17 protein-coding genes are annotated in these 21,671 nt (G+C 52.8%); 3 read left to right on the plus strand and 14 right to left on the minus strand.

Features of this window, described 5'->3' with window-relative positions; genetic code table 11:
- Window positions 1-112: 112 nt before the first annotated feature.
- Entirely contained in the window at window positions 113-1,168 is a 1,056-nt protein-coding gene (locus tag L1N82_RS11400; RefSeq protein WP_235287512.1) for a copper amine oxidase N-terminal domain-containing protein, read from the minus strand.
- Window positions 1,169-1,402: 234 nt separating this feature from the next.
- Complete coding sequence (locus L1N82_RS11405) at window positions 1,403-3,070, minus strand: glutamine--tRNA ligase/YqeY domain fusion protein (protein ID WP_235287513.1); 1,668 nt, start codon at window positions 3,068-3,070, stop codon at window positions 1,403-1,405.
- Window positions 3,071-3,339: 269 nt separating this feature from the next.
- Here L1N82_RS11405 and L1N82_RS11410 point away from each other — a divergent pair, with 269 nt between their 5' ends.
- Window positions 3,340-3,672 carry a LapA family protein gene (locus tag L1N82_RS11410; protein ID WP_235287514.1) on the plus strand — a complete coding sequence of 111 codons (333 nt, stop codon included), beginning with the start codon at window positions 3,340-3,342 and terminating at the stop codon, window positions 3,670-3,672.
- 75 nt (window positions 3,673-3,747) lie between these two features.
- On the opposite strand, the gene L1N82_RS11415 is transcribed toward L1N82_RS11410, so the two are convergent.
- The gene (locus L1N82_RS11415; protein ID WP_235287515.1) at window positions 3,748-4,812 is read right to left on the minus strand and encodes an asparaginase; all 1,065 of its coding nucleotides are present in this window, start codon (window positions 4,810-4,812) and stop codon (window positions 3,748-3,750) included.
- Between the two features lie 656 nt (window positions 4,813-5,468).
- Here L1N82_RS11415 and L1N82_RS11420 point away from each other — a divergent pair.
- Both L1N82_RS11420 and L1N82_RS11425 read left to right on the plus strand, forming a co-directional pair.
- The gene (locus L1N82_RS11420) at window positions 5,469-5,915 is read left to right on the plus strand and encodes a hypothetical protein (protein WP_235287516.1); all 447 of its coding nucleotides are present in this window, start codon (window positions 5,469-5,471) and stop codon (window positions 5,913-5,915) included.
- 247 nt (window positions 5,916-6,162) lie between these two features.
- On the plus strand, window positions 6,163-6,531 hold the full coding sequence (locus L1N82_RS11425; RefSeq protein WP_235287517.1) for a helix-turn-helix domain-containing protein: 369 nt from the start codon (window positions 6,163-6,165) through the stop codon (window positions 6,529-6,531).
- Between the two features lie 279 nt (window positions 6,532-6,810).
- Here the strand turns inward: L1N82_RS11425 and rfbB are convergent, their stop codons facing one another.
- The 11 genes from rfbB to L1N82_RS11480 form a co-directional block, all read right to left on the minus strand.
- A complete protein-coding gene (rfbB, locus tag L1N82_RS11430) occupies window positions 6,811-7,821 on the minus strand; it encodes a dTDP-glucose 4,6-dehydratase (RefSeq protein WP_328284475.1) in 1,011 nt (336 codons plus the stop codon).
- Between the two features lie 77 nt (window positions 7,822-7,898).
- A complete protein-coding gene (locus L1N82_RS11435) occupies window positions 7,899-10,349 on the minus strand; it encodes an S-layer homology domain-containing protein (RefSeq protein WP_235287518.1) in 2,451 nt (816 codons plus the stop codon).
- 22 nt (window positions 10,350-10,371) lie between these two features.
- A complete protein-coding gene (locus tag L1N82_RS11440) occupies window positions 10,372-11,691 on the minus strand; it encodes a UDP-glucose dehydrogenase family protein (protein ID WP_235287519.1) in 1,320 nt (439 codons plus the stop codon).
- Window positions 11,692-11,837: 146 nt separating this feature from the next.
- On the minus strand, window positions 11,838-13,592 hold the full coding sequence (locus tag L1N82_RS11445) for a phosphohexomutase domain-containing protein (RefSeq protein WP_235287520.1): 1,755 nt from the start codon (window positions 13,590-13,592) through the stop codon (window positions 11,838-11,840).
- 14 nt (window positions 13,593-13,606) lie between these two features.
- Window positions 13,607-14,992: a sugar phosphate nucleotidyltransferase gene (locus L1N82_RS11450; protein WP_235287521.1), complete on the minus strand. Its 1,386-nt coding sequence runs from the start codon at window positions 14,990-14,992 to the stop codon at window positions 13,607-13,609.
- Window positions 14,989-16,245: a glycosyltransferase gene (locus tag L1N82_RS11455; RefSeq protein WP_235287522.1), complete on the minus strand. Its 1,257-nt coding sequence runs from the start codon at window positions 16,243-16,245 to the stop codon at window positions 14,989-14,991. Before L1N82_RS11455 ends, L1N82_RS11450 begins: the two co-directional genes overlap by 4 nt.
- A gap of 15 nt (window positions 16,246-16,260) precedes the next feature.
- Window positions 16,261-17,607 carry a flippase gene (locus tag L1N82_RS11460; RefSeq protein WP_235287523.1) on the minus strand — a complete coding sequence of 449 codons (1,347 nt, stop codon included), beginning with the start codon at window positions 17,605-17,607 and terminating at the stop codon, window positions 16,261-16,263.
- Window positions 17,608-17,610: 3 nt separating this feature from the next.
- Window positions 17,611-18,942 carry a UDP-N-acetylglucosamine 1-carboxyvinyltransferase gene (locus L1N82_RS11465; protein WP_235287524.1) on the minus strand — a complete coding sequence of 444 codons (1,332 nt, stop codon included), beginning with the start codon at window positions 18,940-18,942 and terminating at the stop codon, window positions 17,611-17,613.
- Window positions 18,943-18,983: 41 nt separating this feature from the next.
- Complete coding sequence (murB, locus tag L1N82_RS11470) at window positions 18,984-19,862, minus strand: UDP-N-acetylmuramate dehydrogenase (protein ID WP_235287525.1); 879 nt, start codon at window positions 19,860-19,862, stop codon at window positions 18,984-18,986.
- A gap of 82 nt (window positions 19,863-19,944) precedes the next feature.
- Window positions 19,945-20,514, minus strand: coding sequence for a DapH/DapD/GlmU-related protein (locus L1N82_RS11475; RefSeq protein WP_235287526.1), 570 nt, complete (start codon window positions 20,512-20,514; stop codon window positions 19,945-19,947).
- 1 nt (window position 20,515) lies between these two features.
- A complete protein-coding gene (locus L1N82_RS11480) occupies window positions 20,516-21,670 on the minus strand; it encodes a glycosyltransferase family 4 protein (RefSeq protein WP_235287527.1) in 1,155 nt (384 codons plus the stop codon).
- Window position 21,671 lies beyond the last annotated feature (1 nt).

Consider the following 21,671-nt stretch of genomic DNA (forward strand, 5'->3'; position numbering starts at 1 on the left):
CCTGTTCTGTCGCTAATAACGTATCCGATGACCACGGCTCGCCCAGAAGCCATTCCATTATTCATCTTCAGTCTAACGTTCGGATCATGCTGTGACAAGCCTCCTGCCACTGTCAGTCCACGCGCATTTTCACAAGAGCTTTTCCCAAACTGACCATCTCTTCAAAATACCTGCGGTATTCCTCCAATATGGCTGTACTAAAGCCGCCAGATTCAAGCTCCATCTTCGTTTCCGACAGGATCACCTCAAAATCCTCTGTACATTTTCCAAGCAGCTCCTCGCCCTGGCCCAGCAGCTTATTCCGCTCATCCTGACTTTCCGATTTTAAATACTTGTTAAATAAATCCGTCATATCAGCCTGGCATGCGTTCTGCAGCTCGGTAAGACGCTTTTCCGCTTTGGTGACGATAGCTGTATAAGCCTGGTCCACTGCACCTCCGCCGCCGGGGGCACCACCGCCGGGGGTACCGCCACCCGACGTTCCGCCGGATGCACCGCCATGATCGGACCCTTTGCTTGTAACGGGAACACCCCCAGATGCTCCGCCAGATTCTGAGGATGAATCTGAACCGGTTCCCTTTGCAGGCAGAGCGGAATTCTGTCCCTTCCTATAGGCATCTGAATACCCTGTAATTCGCTTATTGGCGGAATCCCAGACAATTTTTACACCCGCAGACTCCGACATGAAGCGGACCGGAACATAGAGCGTTCCCTTATAGCTGTAAACCTGCTGGCCTGGAGCTAGGCGCTTCTCATCCCCCATGAAAGCAAACTTAGCTTCCACCGGAATAACGGACAGGTTAGCGCCACCCTTGGCTGCCGCTTGATTGTCCTTAACCGCAGCGTCCTTCAAGTAGCCTATCAGCCGTTTGCGCTCCGCCTGATCCGGCTCCTCGACCCGAACGGAACGGTCCTTGGCATTCCATGTCACCTGCTTCAGCAGCGCATAAGAGACAAACCGGATGGGAACATATGCGCTGCCCTTAACCATGAACAGATACTGTCCTTCAGGAAGCTTGAGAGTCTTACCGTCAAACACCAGCTTTAAAGCGGTCGTCGTTACGCGAACAGAGGAAGGGGAAGAAGCGGCAGACACGGATGCGGAGCCTCCAACCAGCATACAGCAGATCCAGATCACAGCAAGCGCATGCAGTTTTGTACGTTTCATATAATCTCCTTCGCAATCGTAATAGCAGCATAAAACGAATAACTTATAAACCTATGATTATTCACTTTGAATAATAACTTTATTATACCTACCGTTTCAATCTCTTGGCAAGGCACCCCTCCGGCATACCTGTACCCGTTACCGCTGCTTGCACACAGCAAAAAGACCGGGCCGCAGGTATACTTCCATACCCGGCCCGGTCTCCGATTATTCTATAGTTCTGCGCTTGCCGCTTTAGCCTTTGACGTCAAATGAGCTCTTCAGCGAAACGATCCGGTTAAACACCAGCTTCTCTGCCGATGTGTGCTTCGGATCTACATTGAAATAGCCGTGACGGAAAAATTGGAATTTATCATGCGCCTTGGCTTCCTTCATGTTCGGCTCAACATATCCCTGCTGAATTTCCAGAGAATTCGGGTTGATGCATTCCAGGAACGGCTTGCCGTTATCTTCCGCTTCATCGGTGATAAGCGGCTCGTACAGCCGGAAATCAGCTGCAAGCGCCTGGGTCGCCTCCACCCAGTGGATGGTGCCCTTCACCTTCCGTCCGGTAAAGCCCGTACCGCTCTTCGTCTCCGGATCATAGGTACAGCGCAGTTCGACCACTTCTCCGCTGCTGTCTTTAATAACTTCCTGGCATGTAATGAAGTAGGCATGCTTCAGCCGGACCTCATTACCCGGAAACAGGCGGAAATACTTACTAGGGGGATTCTCCATAAAGTCATCCCGCTCAATATAGATCTCGCGCGAGAATGGGATCTGGCGCTTGCCCATTTCCTCATTCTCGGGGTTATTCTCCGCCTCCAGCATCTCCACCTGTCCTTCCGGATAGTTGGTTATGACGACCTTCAGCGGCTGCAGTACAGCCATCGTACGAGGAGCCTTCAGCTTGAGATCCTCGCGAATAAAATGCTCCAACATGCGCTCATCAACTGTGCTGTAGGCTCTTGCGACCCCGATCTCACGGCAGAATGCGCGGATGGCTTCCGCTGTGAAGCCCTTCCGGCGCAGTCCGGAAATCGTAGGCATCCGCGGATCATCCCAGCCGTCAACAACCCTTTCGTCCACAAGCATCTTAAGCTTACGTTTACTCATGACCGTATTCGTGAGGTTGAGGCGCGCAAACTCATATTGATGAGGCGTCGCCTCCATCTCGCATTCACGTACGACCCAGTCGTACAGCGGACGATGATCTTCAAACTCAAGCGTACAGATGGAATGGGTTACACCCTCAATCGCATCTCCCAGCGGGTGTGCATAATCGTACATTGGGTAGATGCACCAGGCATCGCCAGTCCGGTGATGGTGAGCATGAGCGATCCGGTAGAGGACCGGATCCCGAAGGTTGATATTTGGGGAAGCCATATCAATCTTCGCCCGCAGCACCTTCTCGCCGTCCTTGAACTCACCGGCGCGCATCCGGCTGAACAGCTCCAAGTTCTCTTCCACACTGCGGTTGCGGTACGGACTCTCCTGACCCGGCTGCGTCAGGGTGCCCCGCGATTCCCGAATCTGCTCAGCCGACAGATCACATACATAGGCCCTGCCCTTCTTAATCAGCAGAACCGCCCGCTCGTACATCTCTTCGAAATAGTCGGATGCAAAGCGCAGATTATCCCAATCGAAGCCGAGCCACTTCACATCCTCCTGAATGGACTCCACATACTCCGTGTCTTCCTTCACCGGATTAGTATCATCGAAACGGAGATTGGTCTTTCCCTTGAACTCATCCGCCAGTTCAAAGTTCAGGCAGATCGATTTGGCATGTCCAATATGAAGATAACCATTCGGCTCTGGCGGGAACCGGGTAACAACCTCGTTAACCCTGCCTGTCTTGACGTCTTCTGCAACGATATGCTTGATAAAATTTGAGGACGATGTTTTGTTTTCCACAGTGACCAACCTTTCCCACGGTGAATTGCTATCCCTCTATCATACACCATTTCTCCCATGAATATAAGAAGCACGCGCTTGTTTTCAAAGACGAGCCCTGCCTGCGGTATACTTGCACTCTTCAAGCGATGGCATGCATCCACCGGCTCCGATTGGCACAAACTACTAACAGCCATTACCTCTATCAGGCAGCAAAACGGCCTTCGGCCACAAAATCATTGTTGCCGTACGAAAATTCGGGTAATATTCAGCACAAAGCTGTTAGAGGAGGATGAGTCATGAGAGTGCAATGGACCATTATAGCCGCCCTGCTGTTTGCCCTAATCACGGCTATTTTCGCGGTTATTAATATCGAACCCGTTGAAGTGAACTTCTGGTTTACCCGGACCAGCCTGCCGCTTATCCTGGTTATTCTTATTTCCACACTTCTTGGCGGATTGACCGTCGGACTATTCGGCATTATCCGGCAGTACCGCCTTCAGCGGCGAATCAGACAGCTCGAGCGTGAGCTGCAGAGCCGGGGCGAAGAGCTGCCCCCGCATTCCGGTTCTCCCGTGTCTGGACAGGAAGCCCACGGCCAGCACGATCCAACCGATATGGAGCCCAGATAACCACTGACCGCAAGAAGGAGCCTCCCCGCCGGACGTCTCCTTCTTACAGTCAGCTCTCAACATACCGCTGCAGCGTCACCAGCTTCCACCCTCATGATGCTCATAAAATATATTCCGTCCCAGAAATGCCGCACGTTCTTCAGCTGTATCATAGCCTCCGTAAGCCAGCATCAGCTTGACCAGGGCCGCTTCCATGCCGATCCTCGGAAGTCCTAGAATACCTGCCCTCATAAACTCATCCGCTGAACGGTACAAGGCAGACCCCTCTTTCTTGGCTGGCGCCACATACAGCGGTACCCCATGCTCCCGGCAGTACGACGCAAACCCGATTATCGAGCTGCTGTAACGTTCGGAAGCGAAGCTGCTCGCCGTAGCGGAATGATAGACGCCATGAAGAACGGCATCTGGTTTGACAGAACGGAAGTCATACAAGCTGTAATTCAAGCCTGGGAAAGGCCGAATATACAGAATGTTCGTCGAGAACCGGATACGCTGCAGATCTGCCGCCGGTGCTCTCGCTGCCCTTAGCCCAGCTACTTCAGGTTGGATCTCATGCTCATCGGGGACGAATATCCCGTCAACCATCTTGCCGAACGGCACGCCATAAGGGCTGTCAAATTGGTCGTTAAACGGCAGTGCCTCTGTCATTCTCGTGCCCAGATAGATAGCATGGTCGCCAAGCTCATTCTCAAACGATACAAATACGCCCGGAATATCGGCATCAGCAATAAAGTCTACAGCTGCCGCAAAATTCCGCAGTCCGTTGCTGCGGGGATGACCCAGCGGCTGATTGCTCGCCACCAGCACAATCGGCAACCCGTAGTGACTAGCCGTATAGCTAAGCATAGCCGCCGTATAGGGGACCGTATCAGACCCATGCGTAATGATAATACCTGCGTATGGCGCCCGGTCCATCTGCTCAAGAGCAGTCAGCAGCTCCAGCCAGTTATCCGGGGTCATATTCTCACTCAGCACCTGCAGCGGCTGCAGGGTATCCATCTCAAACGGCCTGCTGCCTTCAAGCTGGCTGTACTGCTTCAGGAGTTCATATGGGGTGTCCTGATGCACATCAATGACATTGCCGTTCACCCGGCTGCCGATTGTACCACCCGTAAAAATGACCATAATCCGGTCCTTCATGTCTGTTTCCTCCGTGTATGGGATTGTCATTCTTACTTTAGCCTTCGACAAATATGAAATCAACCTTCCCGTTCCGACGGCTTTCTACGGCAGGCTGTTATAAATCCCGAGAAGCCCATGTATAGATAAGCTGACATCGATGAGTGGGCAAATTTAAGGAAATGAAATATCCTTGCACGCTGTCAAATCAACATTCCGCTTCTGCAGACCTATCCAACAACTTTGGACGGGGGGTTCTTTAGTCGCCGGGAAGCGTGTCGAACCCCCAGTGAAAGACCTACCTCGAACAACCGGATACAAGGCTGAGCATATACTGGTAACAGCAATTATCCGCCGGCAAACCAGTAAAAACAAGAGGATCATGCAGAAGAAAACCGATATGTGTCGAACAATAATTGATTCTAATTGCCCCTGTGAAAGCAGGACTGTGCAGATATACTTTAGATGTAATTGTTGGGGATTTCTGGACGTAACGCTGTGGTCAACTTTCTTCACATAATGTATAATACCTGTATTTCACCACTGATTATCATCTGCGATAAATGTGCATCATGACAAGCTAATTCTCATCATCCAAAATTCCGGGGAATGGTATTCCAGTAACCTAACGGGCATACAACAGATAGAGCCTTTATTATAAACAAGGAGTGGAGTGTATGACTTATTTGAGCCGGTTGTTGAGCTGCGATTACGTGGAATGGAAACAACGCTTGACGGAGTGTGAGGAGGGCAATGTACGGAGTTTGCTTTCCGGTTATTTTTCAGAAGCCGAGCTGAACGAAATGACGGAAGTTCTGACACTCAACCACTGGCTGAAACAAATGCATTCGGAGGCCGCTCCCTCCAAATTGACTATTATTTTTGCCGGACGGGATATCATTGCAGCTAACCCGCCCAACCTGCCGGGTATTGATCGTCTGCCTTCCAGAGATGCCTGTGCCATTATCGAATATCTAAAAGGCAAATTCGCCACCTATGCCGCTATGCTGGGCGAGTCTCTTATCGGCTGCAGGCTCCACGAGATCTACCCCTCCTGCTACGCCATGACGGCTGAGATCACTTATTCCGCCTCCCGTTATAAGGACCAGCGAAGCTGCATATAACTTTTCTGATATTTCATCATTAACCAACCTCTATTCACCTGCCGATAATGGTGTTAGAGAGGTGTTTTGTGCTATAATCTAACACGATAAATACGATATTGCTCTTAATGTGAAGACGCATGGAAAGTTTTGTGACTTCATCATTTTTTTTGCAAAACGATACTTGAACGGCAACGTTCTTTCTTCAAATCTAATGCATAGCGGGGCGATATGGTGATAAGCGAGGATATGTAGGAGGAATGCAAGCATGTTTGCCAAGCGCCTGAAGCAACTTAGAAAAACACGCAAGTTCTCCATGCAAGAGGTAGCGGATACCGTAGGTGTAGCTAAGAGTACATATGCGGGCTACGAATCGGGTTACCGGCAGCCTACACTGGAAACGATTCAGCTGATCGCCAAGAAGCTTAACACATCAGCCGATTACCTGCTTGGACTTACCGATTACCCCGAAACCATGGAGCCTACCAGCAACGCCAAGGAACTTCTTAACCACCAGCAGCTGCATTGGGATGGCGTTCCGCTGGAAGAAGAAGACCTGGAGCTTGTACGAAGGCTGCTTGAGCGCGTCATCCTGAGCCGGACAGGCAAGGAGCCAGGCGACCAAGGAGCTAAGTAAAGGAACCGCTTCCCATACACACTCCACACTCATTACCTGGCCATAATCCGGCAACCCCTCTTCTCCCTCTTCAAATGGCGGAGCAGCAGAGCCGGTATTTCCGGCCGGACTCCCCAAGGACAAGCATTACCTCCCCGTGGCAGCCATGCCGCCTTCACATATCCCGATGAGCATCAATATCAACCGTTACTGTACAAACCTGCCATCGGCAAAGCCGTCCAGCGGCTTTGCCAGCATACAAGCTCTCGACCTTTATTCAAAGCTTCGTTATGTTAATTTCTATCCCGAAATCCGGGAAGATACAGGGAGTGAATCTTTAGTTAGAAGAGGAGACCACCACTGCCTGTTGCGGACATACCAATCAACGGTTAACATTAACCCTTCTTCAAACCGGCACACCGGATACCAGCCCAATTCCCGCCGGATTTTATCGAACTTGTTGGCATAGCGGTAGTCCTGGCTGGGACGGTCCTCTGTAAAGCAAATCAGACTGTGCGGCTTGCCTAATTGGTCAAGCACAGCCTTGGCGACATCAATAGTCCTCCTCTCCTGTTCTGCCCCAATATTGTATATCTCACCTGGCTCTCCCTTCTTCAGCACAAGGTCAATCGCGGCTGCATTATCTCCTATATACAGCCAGTCACGGATGCTTTGTCCTTCCCCGTGTATGATGACAGGACGATCCGCGATGGCATCCGTAATGGTTCTCGGAATGAGCTTCTCAGGATATTGCCGCGGGCCATATGTGTTCGAGCAGCGGACGTAATTCACATGAAGCCCATAGGTCTGATAATAAGCCCGTATGAACATATCCGCGGCTGCCTTACTCGCGGAATAAGGGTTATTGGGGGCATAGCCCGATTCCTCGGTGAACCAGCCTGTGTCGCCAAGCGATCCATAGACCTCATCTGTAGAAATCTGCACGAAGCGTCTTACTCCCGCACTCACCGCGGCATCCAGCAGAGTCTGTGTGCCCACCACATTCGTCATAGCAAATGCAGAAGGATCTGCTATACTCCGGTCCACATGGGACTCTGCTGCGAAATTCACAATTGCTTCTATTTCATAATGACGCAAAACCTTATCTACAGCCGCACGATCGCAAATATCGCCAAGCACAAACTGGTAATCGGACCGCCACGAATAGCCGGCCAGATTATCCAGATTTCCGGCATACGTCAGCTTATCGAAATTAATAATTCTGCAATCGGTATAGGTATCCAGCATATAGCCGATAAAGTTACTGCCGAGAAACCCGGCTCCGCCAGTCACCATAATGTTCATTTGCATTCACCCGGCCTTCGCCTAAAATTTAAATGGACCCGGGCTGAGGACCAGCCCCACCCCGGGTATACTCAGCAGAAAGCCTACTTCTTATAGTGCAAAGTACGATAAATAATTACTGCTGCTTCCGCACGGCTTGCATAGTCGTTCGGCCGGAATTTGCCGCCGCTTCCTGTTACAATTTCGTTCTCCACTGCGAAGGCCGACCCTTCCTTCAGCGTTGCATGAACCTTATTCCCATCGGCAAAGGCCGCCAAGGCAGCCGAAGCATCCTCCGCACCCTGGGCTTCCTTCGCATGCTTTAGCGCCCGGTGGATCATCGTCGCCATCTCGGCACGCGTTATCGGTGCGTTCGGCTCGAAATAACCCGGTCTGCGTCCAATAACAATACCAAGCTCTGCTGTCACACGTACAAAAGGATAGAACCATTCACCCGTGCCCACATCTGTGAACTGCTCAGCAGCATCGTTGGTCTCCAGGTTGAGAGAGCGAACCAGCATCTTGGAGAACTCCGCCCGGGTCACCCGATAATGCGGCGCAAAAATCTGCGGCGCCATACCGATGGTAATGCCCTTGGCTGCCCCAACCTCAATGGCACGGCCAGCCCAAGGATAAACATCCGCTATATCACGGAAGGTTACGTTATTTTCGATGACGGTATAGGTGGAATAACCCGCCAGCGATTCTTCCAGGTAGCCGTCTTCTTCATGCAGCACACCGCCTTCAGCCGTGTAGCTGCTCCCGCTGAGCCGTATAACCGTGACCTTCTCCGTATCCGTACCAGCCGGAAGCTCTACGGGGAAACGGACCTTGAACGGTGTTGTGAACTGGGACTCCGGCTTGCCGCCTACAGTCAGACCGAACTGATATACGGGAGACAACGGCTTAACGTTTACGGATGCAGGCAGTGTTACAAGACTCACACCGAGGTTAACCGACTGGCTGAACTGGCTGATCGGAAGCCGCTTCGTCAGTCCGTATACCATTATACCCACTGTCTTCACACCAGCATTGTTTATCCCCTTTACAATCGGCTCGGATAACTGCAGCTCGCTTGCATTTACAGACAGAGTGCCATATACAAAGGTGAAATAGATATCCGATATAACCGTCGTGCTGATCCCTGCTGCAGTCAGCTGTTCTTCCACGATTTTGCGTGCTTCAACATAAAGACCGACCGCCTCCAGCACATGATCCTGCACGATCACCGCTTCTGCCTTGCTGCCCGTCACCGTTGTAAACGGTGAAACGTCATACATCCAGTAATCGCGCAGTGTCTTCCTGGCCAGCTCCGTCGCTTCATTAATCAAGGCGTTCCGCTGGACATCGGTAATTCCCGGCGTCTTCAGCTGACGGATAATATCCGCCATCTTATCCTTGAAATCCTGGAGGAAACCCTTCTGCGGTGCCGTGACTCCCGGGCCCGGGCTTATAGGCCCTCCGCCGCCTCCACCGCCGCCTCCGCCGCCCGGATTCGGGCTTGCGGCCGTCAGGGTGACCTCTTTCGAGAAAATGACTTTATTAAGCAGCTTGGCAGCGACAACCGCCTTGCCCGATGTTCCGCTGGTCAGCTTGACGACACCGCCGGCTTCAACCACCACGCCAGCATCGCCGCTTTCCTTCGACCAGACAACCGGAACGGCCTTCGGCACATCTCTGCCCAAAATCTTAAGCTTATACGTGTGCGTCCTGCCGTCCTGGCTTATCTCCGCTGTACCTTCCGTCTCGGAGCGTATGTAAGCTACGAGGATCGCATTGACAGCCGGGCCTTCCTTAGTGAGGCCTTGGCGGACATTAGCGAAGGTCTTTATAACGTCTTCCGGCGTAATCTCCAGCCCCTTCAAGACTGAACTCAGCGGCTGCTGTTCATTGTTCATGACAGCTGCAATCGCTTTCCCGACAAAAGCATTGCGCTGCTGCACATCGGCCATCATGATAACAATGTCCTGCAGCGGCTTCTCCTTGAGCATCGCCATTACCTGCCCCTCCACTCCAGGGTAGGCGCCGCCCCCGAACAGGAAGGTCACAAGATCATCAATAGTAACCGAGTCTTTGCCCCCGGCCTGCGCAATCTCCTGCAGCAGTGCCGCGTATTCCGGCTTCTTCTGGATGGCCTGAAGCTCAGTTAGCTGCGGGTCAAAGTAAATCGTACCGATATCCTGCAGCATGGCCAAGAAAATCTTATGCTTCTCCGCTTTCTCCGCATCCGTCCCTGTCAGCTTCTCAGCGAGCTTGCTCCAGACCGGATCCAGCCACGGTGCCGCCTGCTCGAACGACAGGCCTGCGATTTCGGCGCGCAATCGGCGGACATCTTGGACGTCCGCCGGGTCGCCGGCATGCAGCGCTTGGTGAATCCTGTTCATCCGGTCAAGAAACTGTTGAGCTGGCGCTTTAGGATCAGCAGCGTAGGCGGATTGCACGAAACCGATTCTCCCGTGCGCATCCGTCCCGCTAGTTGGCGGCAGTGCCCCCAGTGTTGTCGCCACCAAGACGGCTGCCATGCCGGCTTTCAATGTGCGCTGCCTAACTTCCATTCCTCTACCTCCTCATAATAGGTTATACATACTGCTTCTCAATATATTGGACAGGCCTGCCTACCGGGTAATAGGCAAGTCCGGAGTCCCGAACCTGAGCCATATCAAACACATTCCGTCCATCAATCAGCACCGGCTCCGCTAGTGCAGCCTCTATCGCCATAAGGTCGGCTTCCGTAAACTCCTTCCACTCCGTAAGCAGACACAGCGCGTGTGAGCCCTGCACCGCCTCCATTGCCGTGGCGCACCATTCAATCGCCGGATGGTCATACATCTTGCGGAAATTCTCCATCGCGATCGGGTCGTATACCTTCGGTCTTGCGCCAAGCTCAATAATCCGTCCAATAATCTCCAGCGCCGGCGCCTCCCGGACATCATCCGTCTCCGGCTTGAAGGCCAGCCCCCACACCCCAATCTGCTTACCGCTCAGGCTTCCAAGCGATTGATAGAGCTTGTCGATGACGCTGTAACGCTGAGTCTGATTGACTTCAACGACGGACTTTAACAGTTTAAAATCGTATTCCACATTACCTGCTATCTGAATAAGCGCCTTCGTATCCTTCGGGAAGCAGGAACCGCCGTAACCAATGCCCGCTTTCAGGAATGAAGCCCCAATCCGCTTATCAAGGCCCATACCCTTCGCAACCTCTGTAACGTCGGCCCCAACCTTCTCGCAGATATTGGCAATCTCATTAATAAATGATATCTTGGTAGCCAGGAAGGCGTTGGATGCATATTTAATCATTTCCGCACTACGGATATCGGTGACGATGATCTGATCGGTCAATGGACGGTGCAGCTCCGTGAGCAGCTCCGATGCCTTTACGCTCTCGGCGCCGATAATAATCCGGTCAGGATTCATCGTATCCTGAACAGCCGTCCCTTCCCGGAGAAACTCCGGCAGGGAGGCAATATCAAAGTCTCCGGTATAGCGCGATGCGATGATGGCCTTTACCCGCTCATTCGTTCCCACCGGAACGGTGCTTTTGACACAGACAACCTTATAGCCGTTCATGGCATCGCCAATTTCTCGTGCCGCCGCTTCAATATACTGCATATCCGCCTCGCCGCCGGGAAGCGGCGGTGTGCCCACAGCTATGATGACAAGCTCAGCTTCTACGATGGCTTCGGATATATCCGTAGTGAAGGATAGTCTGCCGGCTTCCGCATTACGGACGGAGAGATCACCAAGCCCCGGCTCATAGATTGGAATCCCTCCCGCGCGAAGCGTATCCACCTTGGACGGATCCTTATCCACACAGTAAACCCGGTTGCCAAGCTCCGCGTAGCAAACACCCGAGACCAGACCAACATAACCTGTACCGATAACCGCAATATTCATATGGTTTCACTCCTTATGGTATTGCCCACTCTATAGACAAGGAGGTTCTGCTGTGCACCCGGTTCGTAAGAATAAGTTCGCTATTGGATGTTTATGGGGCATATGCCTCTCCCTAATCATGTGGGCTATCTTGTTTTGGCTCTTCCTTAGATAATACTCTCCACTGTGTACAGCACATCCGAGCGGATTGCCGCAAGCTTCCTGCGGCAGGCCTGCTCGCCCGATTCACGGCTCCCGAAGAACAGCCGGATTTCTGGCTCAGCCGAAGCGGCCTTAATTCCGTACCAGGAGCCGTCCTCCAATATGAATTTCAGGATGTCGGCATGAGGCAGGTTAACCGGCTTCATTCTGCTGCGCATAACATCCAGCTGCTCCCCCTTGCGGTAGTCATATAGATACTTAATTCTCAGTCCTGCCATCATCCGCGGACACTCACTGCGCATCCGTTCCATTACAATGCGAAGCTGCTGCCATCCCTCAAGACCGGCGAAGGTCAGCTTCACCTGATCCTCCCGAAACCACCCAAATGTCTCAAACAGCTGCAGCAGCTGCTGGTAGACCGATGTTCCAACTGATTTATAATAAGCACACATCTCTGCTATTAGAAGCGCCGTTTGAACAGCGTCCTTGTCCCGGACGAAGCCTCCTGACGTGTAACCGCCATCCTCCTCATAGCCGAACAGGAATGCCCTGCTGCCTGATATATCATAGGAGGCCATCTGTGCGGCAATCTGCCGAAAGCCCGATGTTACCTCAGCGGTAAGCAGACCGTAATGAGTAATAACCTCATCCGCCAGCCCCTGGGCCAGGACAGAGCGAAGTACAATACCGTTCGGCGGCAGATTATTCTGTCCGCTCTTGCGCAGGAACATATAACTGACTAGGAGGGCTGCTGTCTGGCTGGCTGTAAGCAGCTCATATTTACCCAGCTCAGTCTTAACCGAGAGGCTGAGCTCGCTTGCCTCGGGATTTACAGACAGGATCATGTCTGCATTGGTGCGCCTCGCTATAGTGAAAGCCGGCTTCAGGTTCTCCAGCAGATAAGGATCCGGCTGGTTCAGCGCCGAGAAGAACAGATCGAGCTGCTGCTGCTCGGGCACCGGGTAAAGCTCCGTAAAACCAGCTTGCTCTAGTGCATTCTTCACCATTTCCCCGGCTGCCGACTGCAGAGGCGTGAAGACAATTCGTACCGAAGCGCCCAATAGCTGATTGGTCTCCTTGGACAGCGGAACCTGCTGCATGTACTCCAGATATGCCTCATCAATCTCCGATCCGACCATAATAAGCCGGCCAGACTTCAATGCCTCCTCCGGGTTCAAGGTTTCCACCTTCAGGCCGTCGTGCCAGCGACTCATGAAATGGGTCAGCCTGCCAATGGCGTCATCCTGAATGGGGATGCCAATATCACTGTATATCCTGCAGCCGTTGTAGACGGCCGCATAATTCCCTGCTGCCAGCACGATCCCCGCTGCAGCATGAAGCCACCGGACAGCAAAGGCCAGCACCGATGTCGGCCTGGCCTGTTCGAACAAGTACGCTTTGATGTGATTGTGGGCCAGCACAAGAGCAGCCTGTTCAGCGAAGCCCCTGGAGAAGTAACGGGAATCATAGCCGATGACAACGCCACGCTGCTGGGCTGCGAACCCCCGGGCTTTGATTTCATCCGCAAGCCCCTGGGAGACTCTCCGCAGCGTAAAGATATTCATCCGGTTCGTCCCGACGCCGACCTTCCCCTGTATGCCATCGCTCCCATATTCAAGGTACTTGTAGAATCGATCGGTAATTTCTGCTGATTTGAGCTCAATTAGTTCCTTCTTCAGGTAAGGGGGCATTTCGGCCTGCTTCCACCGGTTGTACCTCCGCTGCACCACATTATCCAGCTGCTCAACAATTGCGTACATGTGAATTTCTCCTTCTAGGAGGCGCAGACTTGAATAATTTCCTCCCACTTCATTGCAATCCGCACAATATCTTCTTCAATGAGTTCACTTCCTGTCTGCACCTCGATGATTTCGATTTCCTGCAGGGCGCGCAGGCTGTGCAGCGTACCGACCGGAATAGCCACCACATCGCCGGCTGTAATGCGCCGCAGCTCGCCGCCGAGCACCATCTCGCCTTCCCCTGCTATGACTGTCCATACCTCACTCCGCTTGCTGTGGTACTGATAGCTCAGATTACATCCCTTCGAGACGCAAATCCGTTTGGTAAGCACCTCATAACCTTCGGGGTATTTCACATAATCCAGGACCCGGTAACGGCCCCAACGCCGCTCCTCGTACATCGGACGCTGGTCCTCAAGCTTCTTCATGACTTCCTTCACACGCGGGCTCGCCTCCTTGTCAGAGACAAGAATACCGTCCGGGCTTGCGGCCACAATCAGATTGGAAGCGCCCAGCACGGTAATCGGGATGTCCAGCTCGTTAATGACATGCGTATGAAGGGAATCCTCTGTCACAATTCCTTTGCCCACTAGCGGGGAACGGATCTCCTCCGTTAATGTGTTCCATGTGCCAAGATCCTTCCAGGTTCCCTGATAGGGTGTCACGACAATATGCTCCGCCTTCTCGACTACCGCATAATCGAAGCTGGTCTCCTCCAGCCGTTCGTACTGCTTCACCAGCTCATCGTACTGGATCGGCAGCCCCCGCCGGATCAGCTCGTTAATGACATAACCCAGCCGGAATGCAAAAACCCCGCAATTCCAGAGCGCCTGCTGACTAATCAGCTCACGCGCCTGCTCCTCGCGGGGTTTCTCCGTAAATCGGCTCACCCTTGCATATTCAGCTGAAGATTGAGCCGTCTTCCCGCTTCCCGGCTCCGGTACGATGTAGCCGTACTTCTCGGAAGGGTAGGTCGGCTGAACGCCGATCAGCCCGATCTCCGCTTCCGTTTCGCCCATAATCTGTTCAAGCTCTTGCAGCTTGCCGAAGAAATGATCCTCCACATAAGGGTCCACCGGCAGCACCACAATCGTCTCCTGCAGGGCTACACCCTTAATCGAATAGAGATACACTGCGGATAGTGCAATAGCAGGAAACGTATCCCGCCTTTGCGGCTCGACGATGATCTCCACCCCGGAACCGAGCTGGCTCTGCAGCATTTCCACCTGTGCACGGCTGGTCGCAAGACACGCCTCACGCTGCAGCCCCGCCCTGCCCAGCTGCTGCCATACGCGCTGTACCATCGACTGCCTTCCGCCTTCCCCGTCTTCAAGCACCTTCAGGAACTGCTTGGAGCGTGAATCATTGGACAGCGGCCACAGACGTTTGCCCGATCCGCCGGATAACAATATGAGTTTCATACCCCAACACTCCTCTCCGCTCCTGTTTCTTTGGCCTTCCCTTCCCCTGATGCCGCTGAACGCTGTGAGATTTTCTTGAATTTGCTGTATACAATGATGGCATAAATCCGGCAGTATTCCGCGAAGCCTTTAACCAACCGCCCCGTAGCTGTACGTTCCCTCTTGAACGAACCCAGCTTGTCACCGAGTATGCCCTCAATAATCGGTCCTGCCTTACGGATATCATAGGTCTGTTCCATATACGCGCTGTTGGCATGCAGGAATTCCGTCTGCAGGGTACGGGTTTGGATTGAGCGGATCAGATTCTCCAGCACATCTGGCGAATCGGGGTTTCCAACCCCGCGGCCTGTAAAATTGGTCTGCTGGAGGCTCGGAATTGTATCTGCTGTGCAGAGCCACATTTCATCCGATTCGCTGACCACGAAGGATATCCGGTGATAGTAGATCGGCTCGATGACGCTTCTCCCTTTGCCGAATACGATATGTGCTCGTCGGATGTAATCCTTCACATTGTTGCGGAAACCCGCAACATGAACCGCTTCCCGTCCGCTGTTCATCCGGGCAGCCTGTGCCTGTACCTGATCCATGCACTCGCCATCGCCCACGATCGTGAGCCTGATGCCAGGCACTCTCTCGAGCATGGCTTCCACGCAGCGCATGATATAGAGGACAGAGTTGATTTTCTCTTCATCGAGTCTGGAAATTACCAGCAGTTCAACCGGTTCGCCAGGCGTAAAAGCCGTGTAAATCTCATCCTCATGCCCGGACTTCGGCTCGAAGGTCAGCCGGTTGGTAATGAGCGAGACATCAGCCTCCCTGTAGCCATCCTGAATCAGCGCCTCTTTGTTCTCTTCACTGAAGACGATCAGCCGTTCATTCTTCATATATTTAGTGAACATATGCGGCACGATGCCGCCGGGTACGATATAGATGACCGGTATGCCGAACCACTTCTCAATCGCCCTGTGGAAGATGGCATTGCAGACGGATATCGACACAATGACATCCGGCCTGTGCTGCTTGACCAGCTTGTAGTAACGCCGTGCAGTGCGCAGGTTGCCAAGGGGCCTATCTTTTTCAAAGAAGGGAAGGTCATAGGTATCAATATCTTGCTCGCTGTACCTGGACTGCAGGTTGTTGTACAAGCCCACTGCAAAAACCTCATGGTTAGACGCCTTGAACAGCAGGCCGTATTCCAGCAGGGAAAGCGCGGCGCCGCCCGCAAATCTCCGGTTCTTTAATAGAATTTTCATGATACACTCCTTCTGTTACGCCGAACTGCTCCCGCCTACTTCCCTCTGCTTCCCCTTCTGTCTCCTGCGGCTCCATATACCGGACACCCGCTGCTTCAGATCCGCGGCATCCGCCTTGGTCATCACCAATATATGCCTAAGCTTCAGCTTCTCCCGGCGCGTGTACAAAATCAAAAACAGCAGACCGGCGAAGGTATAGGATGTAGCTGAGGAAATAGAGGCTCCGATCGCCCCGTATTTCGGAATCAGCAGCAGGTTCATGCCAACGTTAATCAGAAGCGATACGATAGACACATTGAGTGAAAATAACGGGTATCCTCTGCCCGAGATTTCAGAGTGGAGAAGTTTTACAATGACAAAGCTGAGAATACCCGGCATAATGTAACGAATTACGGTAGCGGAAGCGGCAAAAGCCTGACCGTAAAGGGCAGTGATAATAACGGGAGCGAATATCCAGAAGAGGGCCCCGCATACGATCAGCACCGGCACCAGCAGACGGATCAATCTGGTCGTCCGGTCGATGGAGTCCTGTTCCCTGCTTGCATTCGCCCCCTTGGAAAACAGGATCAAGCCAATAGCCGCCGGAACCTGCCAGATGACCTCAGCGATATTGGTTCCGACCGAATAAATACCGACCTCCGTGACATTGGTATATGCCTCCAGAATCAGGACGTCGAAGCGGTAGTTCAGCTGAAGAACGAATAAGGCGAGCGCGAAGGAAAAGCCTCTGGTTATCATGCTGCGGATGATCGGGCCGTTATAGTGAATGCCGAACGGTATTTCCTTCAAGGCCCGAATACTGTAGAGCAGCGTAAAGACCGCCATGAGAAGCTGCGTTACCGCAGCTCCCATCACGCCCCACTTCCACAAGCCCACCAGCAGCAGCAGGATACCAAAGTTCAGCCCCGTCTTCAGCAGCTCCGTAAAGTTAATGCTTCCGATCTTGAGCTTGCCCTGCATTACCCCGCGCAGGTACTGAATACCGAGATTTACCGGAATCGTCAGCAGCATAATGCCCATCAGCCACCAGCTGTAGCGGTCCCCGTACTGCAGCCAGTACAGGAGTCCGACGATCAGGGTGCACAGGATAGAGGACATCAGCCAGATAAAATTCAGTGAAGAGGTGACAGCCTTCAGCTCAAAGGTCTGTTTGCCGATAAAATAGGCGGTTGACTGCCGTATTCCAAGATCCGCTATCGTGACCACCAGGGTTGGAATGACAAGGAGCGCCGTTATAATTCCTTTCCCTTCGGGTCCAAGCAGCCGGGCTGTCAGTACGGATACAAAAAAAGCCCCGAACAGAACCGCAAAGCGGGTCCCCAGGGTCGTTATAATCTGAAAGCCAGTGCTCTTCTTGTTCATCGCTTACGGGCTGACGCGGGTAATCTGTGCTCCCAGACTGGAGAAGAGCTCAACAAAGTTACCGTATCCGCGCTCCAGCTGATACAAATTCATAATCCGCGTCTGGCCCTCGGCGCCAAGCGCGGCCACGGCAACTGCCGCACCTCCGCGGATATCAGTGGCTATCACATCAGCACCGGCCAGCCTCTCAACACCTGTTATATGAGCAATCTGGCCCTCAGCTCCGTTCACACATGTAAATCCGCCATCAGCTACCGTGATGCTGGCACCCATCTTGTTCAGCTCATAGCAGTAAGCAAACCTGCCGTCCAATATTGTTTCCTTCAGTGTTGAAGCTCCTTCAGCCGTTGCCATCAGCACCGTGTGAAGCGGCTGAATATCCGTATGGAAGCCCGGATAAGCTTCTGTGACGATACTGACAGCCTTCAGAGGCTTCACCCATTTCACATAGATGCCGTTATCCACCTCTTCAATCTGCAGGCCCGCCTCACGCCACACGGCAACCTCCGATTCCAGAACCTTTACGGTTGCATTACGAATGGTCACACTTCCTTTGGTTACGCCCACTGCAGAGATAACCGTGGAGGCGATAATCCGGTCGCTCATGACCGTATGGCTCGCCGCATTCAGCTTGCCGACACCGGTAATCTGCAGGGTGGCAGGACCAACCCATTTAATATCAGCCCCCATGGATGTGAGGAGATTGATTACATCAATGATCTCCGGGTTCCGGGCTGCGTTGCGTAAAGTAACCGTTGAATCCGAACGGACAGCGGCGAACAGGACGTTCAAGGTACCGCCGAATGTCGGGTAATGGAAGCTGACCTCAACTTCCTTCTTCGGGTTGCTTTCCTTCAGATGGAGACCGAGCTCACTCTCTTCCATCTCATAACCGAGATCCTGCAGGGCCTGCAAGTGAAGGTCATGCTTGCGGTTGCCGATACTGCATCCCCCCGGCAGCGGAAGGAACAGATTGGAGCGCCAGTTGGCCGACAGTCCGAGAAGAAGCAGCGAATGCCTGATTTTCCCAGCCAGCTCAGCATTCAGTGTGCCCCCGCTCCAATTCTTGCCCGAGCAGAGCAGCTTACTGCCGTCTACCTTCACATCAGCACCCGCTTCATTTAGCAGCCGTACCAGCTGCTTCACGTCATTCAGCTCGAGCGGCACATTATGCAGCGCCACTTCTTCATCGGACAAGCAGGCGGCCACAATGGAAGGCAGCGCAGAATTTTTGGCACCAGGCAGCTCTACTTCTCCCTGCAGCGGAATCCCCCCCTCGATCTGAAGGTAAGGCTCTGTTATCCCCGTAAAGTTTTTTCTGATTGCTAATTCCATTGATCTCTCTCCTTCTCTATCCCGTTCCCCGGGTTTATTATCTAGACAAACAGAACTTCGGGCTCCATCAGAATGCCCAGCTTCTGGGCGACTGTGTTCTGCATGACATCAATCAGCTTCTTGACATCGCTGGCCTTGGCTCCCCCGCGGTTAATAATCCAGTTCGCATGAACATGGCTGACCTCTGCACCGCCAATTTGATGGCCCTTCAGTCCCACCTCTTCAACCAGTCTTCCAGGATGCGGGCCTTCTGGGGGACTCTTGAAGGTACTGCCCACGGTGGCGACATTGACGGGGAACTTTCCTTTGCGAATATCCGCCGCCTTCTTCGTCATCTTCATGACTTCTTCCTGATCGCCCGGCAGGGCAGTAAACATCGCGCTGAGGATAATATGGGATTTGCCAATAAAAAAACTGGACCTAAAGGATAGATCCAGTTCACTGACAGGTCTGGTTATCACATTGCCTTCCTGATCCAAATACGTTACGGATTCAAGAATCATGGAAGTCTCCCGGCCAATACATCCGGCGTTCATCACGACAGCTCCCCCGACCGTTCCCGGAATACCAGCCATGAACTCATAGCCGGTTATCCCCTCCTTCGCCATGGAGAACGATATCTTGGGAACCATGACACCCGATTCCGCATACAGGGAATCGCCTCTGCGTTCGAAGCTTCTTAGACCCTTGCCGACATGCAGCACGGCACCGTCGAACCCTTCGTCATCAACCAGAATGTTTGACCCATTGCCCAGCACCAGCAATTTTATGCCTTGCTCACTGCAGATTTGCCTGGCGGCAAGCACATCGTCAATGGTTTGAGGAATGATATAATACCGGGCCGGTCCCCCGACACCCATAGTCGTCAGGCCGCTAAGCGAGTAATTCTCTGCGACCGGGCAGCTCAACTGTTCAAACATCAGATCACTCCTTATTCACGCATTCGCGTATGATTGCTTGTTCCTGCTCCCCATTCACGCGGCATCCAGCCGCTTGCACAGGTCAGTGATCTCTGCGAATCCAAGTATCCTCAATACGCAGCTGCCGGATTATTCTGGCCGGAACACCTGCTGCAAGAACATTATCAGGAATATCCTTATTCACAATGCTTCCTGCCGCAATGACGGAGTTGCGGCCAATCCGCACACCCGGAAGCACCACTGCACCGCGGCCAATCCATACATTCTCTTCAATTACAACGGCTTTGCTGTCATTACCGCTGTCCATGTCAACCGGATGCCAATTACTGTCCATAATATTAACCATCGGCCCGATTATCGTATTGCTGCCAATCGTAATGGATTTTACGCAGCCAATATCGAGTCCATAATTAAAAAAGCAGTTATCACCGATCGTGAGCTCGGCATGCCGGCCGACATCGATAGACGATGGGGTATGGAGCGTCCGGAACGAGACATTCCGCCCGACCACTAACGATCCCTTATTACGGAGGTGCAGCTTCCCCTTTACCCGGATTAACCGGCCGACTGAAGTTGATCTTGGCTTAAAGAGCATAACGCCCTTGGCCAGAGCCGCTACGGTGCCAAAATTGACTTGCCTCTGAACGCTCATCTCATCCCCGCCCGCCTTTGGATACTGCCTGTACGGCCAGACCTGCTTCTACTTCCGGCTGGTGGCCCAGCAGGGTTCCGTACAGCTGTTCAACCCTGGTTATGATCTCTTCCATGCTGAACTTCTCCAGCACATTCCGGTGTCCGCTGCGGACAAGCTCCTCGTAGTCGACCACTCGGCTGCCGATGTCATGGAGAGCATCCGCCAGCGCATGTATGTCTCCGTCCTTGACAATCATTCCGCCCGATGTCTCCCTGATGATCTCCGGCGCCCCGCCAGAATCGGCTACAATGACCGGAGTCTTCATCATCAGCGACTCAATCACCACTCTTCCGAACGGCTCATTCATAGAGAAATTGATGGTAACATCGCATTCGCCCATAAGCTGAAGCGGCTTGCTGGAGTAGCCGTAGAAGACAACCTGACGGCTCAGCCCGTATTCCGCCACCTTCCGCTTAAGCCCGTTATAATAATCATCCGTGTTATCCATGGAAGTATCGCCTACGATGAGCAGCCTCCAGTTCGTCATGCCCCGGTCGCTCAGCCTCTTGACCGCCTCAATCATCAGGTGGTATCTCTTCCACTCCACAATGCGGCCGAACGTTCCAATCAGCAGCTCGCCATCCTCCATCAGCTTCCGCATCTTGTCATTAGGACTCCTGCGGGCATCGACGCCATTGTAAATAACGGTCTTATTGGAACCCGCAATCGAATCCGCGACAAAATGGGAGATACAAATGACTTGATGGAAGAATCTTGGCAGGACGTAATTGTACATTTTCAAATGAGTATGGTCCCTGTGATGCCAGACCAGCTTCGCCCTGCTCATAAACTTCAGAGGGGCCACGTACCATGGTGCTCTCCAGCCATTGGCATGGATAATCTGAATGTTATGCTCCTTCACCAGCCGCTTGATAAAGCGGACAGCGCCAAGATACCCCAGCCCGAACCGCTGCTTGATACTGCCCAAGGTGAAGGGGATATGCTGATGCTCGTTGGTGATTTCATGCAGATAGGCCGCTTCTGCAGGGCATAAAAAAAACACCCTGTACCTGCGGGTGTCCATGTAGTTTATCAGATGGATCAGACTCTGCTCCGCTCCGCCCTTCTTATCCGCGTGTGTAACGAACAACACGTTGATTCTATCTCTACTCATG

The organism is Paenibacillus tarimensis (assembly GCF_021532315.1).
Taxonomy (GTDB): domain Bacteria; phylum Bacillota; class Bacilli; order Paenibacillales; family Paenibacillaceae; genus Paenibacillus_I; species Paenibacillus_I tarimensis.

Coding starts and splice junctions, on each gene's coding strand:
- L1N82_RS11410 (WP_235287514.1), top strand. CDS start 3,340: ATGAGAGTGCAATGGACCATTATAGCCGCCCTGCTGTTTGCCCTAATC.
- murB (WP_235287525.1), bottom strand. CDS start 19,862: ATGTTTGAACAGTTGAGCTGCCCGGTCGCAGAGAATTACTCGCTTAGC.
- L1N82_RS11445 (WP_235287520.1), bottom strand. CDS start 13,592: ATGTACGCAATTGTTGAGCAGCTGGATAATGTGGTGCAGCGGAGGTAC.
- L1N82_RS11460 (WP_235287523.1), bottom strand. CDS start 17,607: ATGAACAAGAAGAGCACTGGCTTTCAGATTATAACGACCCTGGGGACC.
- L1N82_RS11475 (WP_235287526.1), bottom strand. CDS start 20,514: ATGAGCGTTCAGAGGCAAGTCAATTTTGGCACCGTAGCGGCTCTGGCC.
- L1N82_RS11450 (WP_235287521.1), bottom strand. CDS start 14,992: ATGAAACTCATATTGTTATCCGGCGGATCGGGCAAACGTCTGTGGCCG.
- rfbB (WP_328284475.1), bottom strand. CDS start 7,821: ATGCAAATGAACATTATGGTGACTGGCGGAGCCGGGTTTCTCGGCAGT.
- L1N82_RS11435 (WP_235287518.1), bottom strand. CDS start 10,349: ATGGAAGTTAGGCAGCGCACATTGAAAGCCGGCATGGCAGCCGTCTTG.
- L1N82_RS11465 (WP_235287524.1), bottom strand. CDS start 18,942: ATGGAATTAGCAATCAGAAAAAACTTTACGGGGATAACAGAGCCTTAC.
- L1N82_RS11425 (WP_235287517.1), top strand. CDS start 6,163: ATGTTTGCCAAGCGCCTGAAGCAACTTAGAAAAACACGCAAGTTCTCC.
- L1N82_RS11455 (WP_235287522.1), bottom strand. CDS start 16,245: ATGAAAATTCTATTAAAGAACCGGAGATTTGCGGGCGGCGCCGCGCTT.
- L1N82_RS11480 (WP_235287527.1), bottom strand. CDS start 21,670: ATGAGTAGAGATAGAATCAACGTGTTGTTCGTTACACACGCGGATAAG.
- L1N82_RS11415 (WP_235287515.1), bottom strand. CDS start 4,812: ATGAAGGACCGGATTATGGTCATTTTTACGGGTGGTACAATCGGCAGC.
- L1N82_RS11440 (WP_235287519.1), bottom strand. CDS start 11,691: ATGAATATTGCGGTTATCGGTACAGGTTATGTTGGTCTGGTCTCGGGT.
- L1N82_RS11420 (WP_235287516.1), top strand. CDS start 5,469: ATGACTTATTTGAGCCGGTTGTTGAGCTGCGATTACGTGGAATGGAAA.
- L1N82_RS11400 (WP_235287512.1), bottom strand. CDS start 1,168: ATGAAACGTACAAAACTGCATGCGCTTGCTGTGATCTGGATCTGCTGT.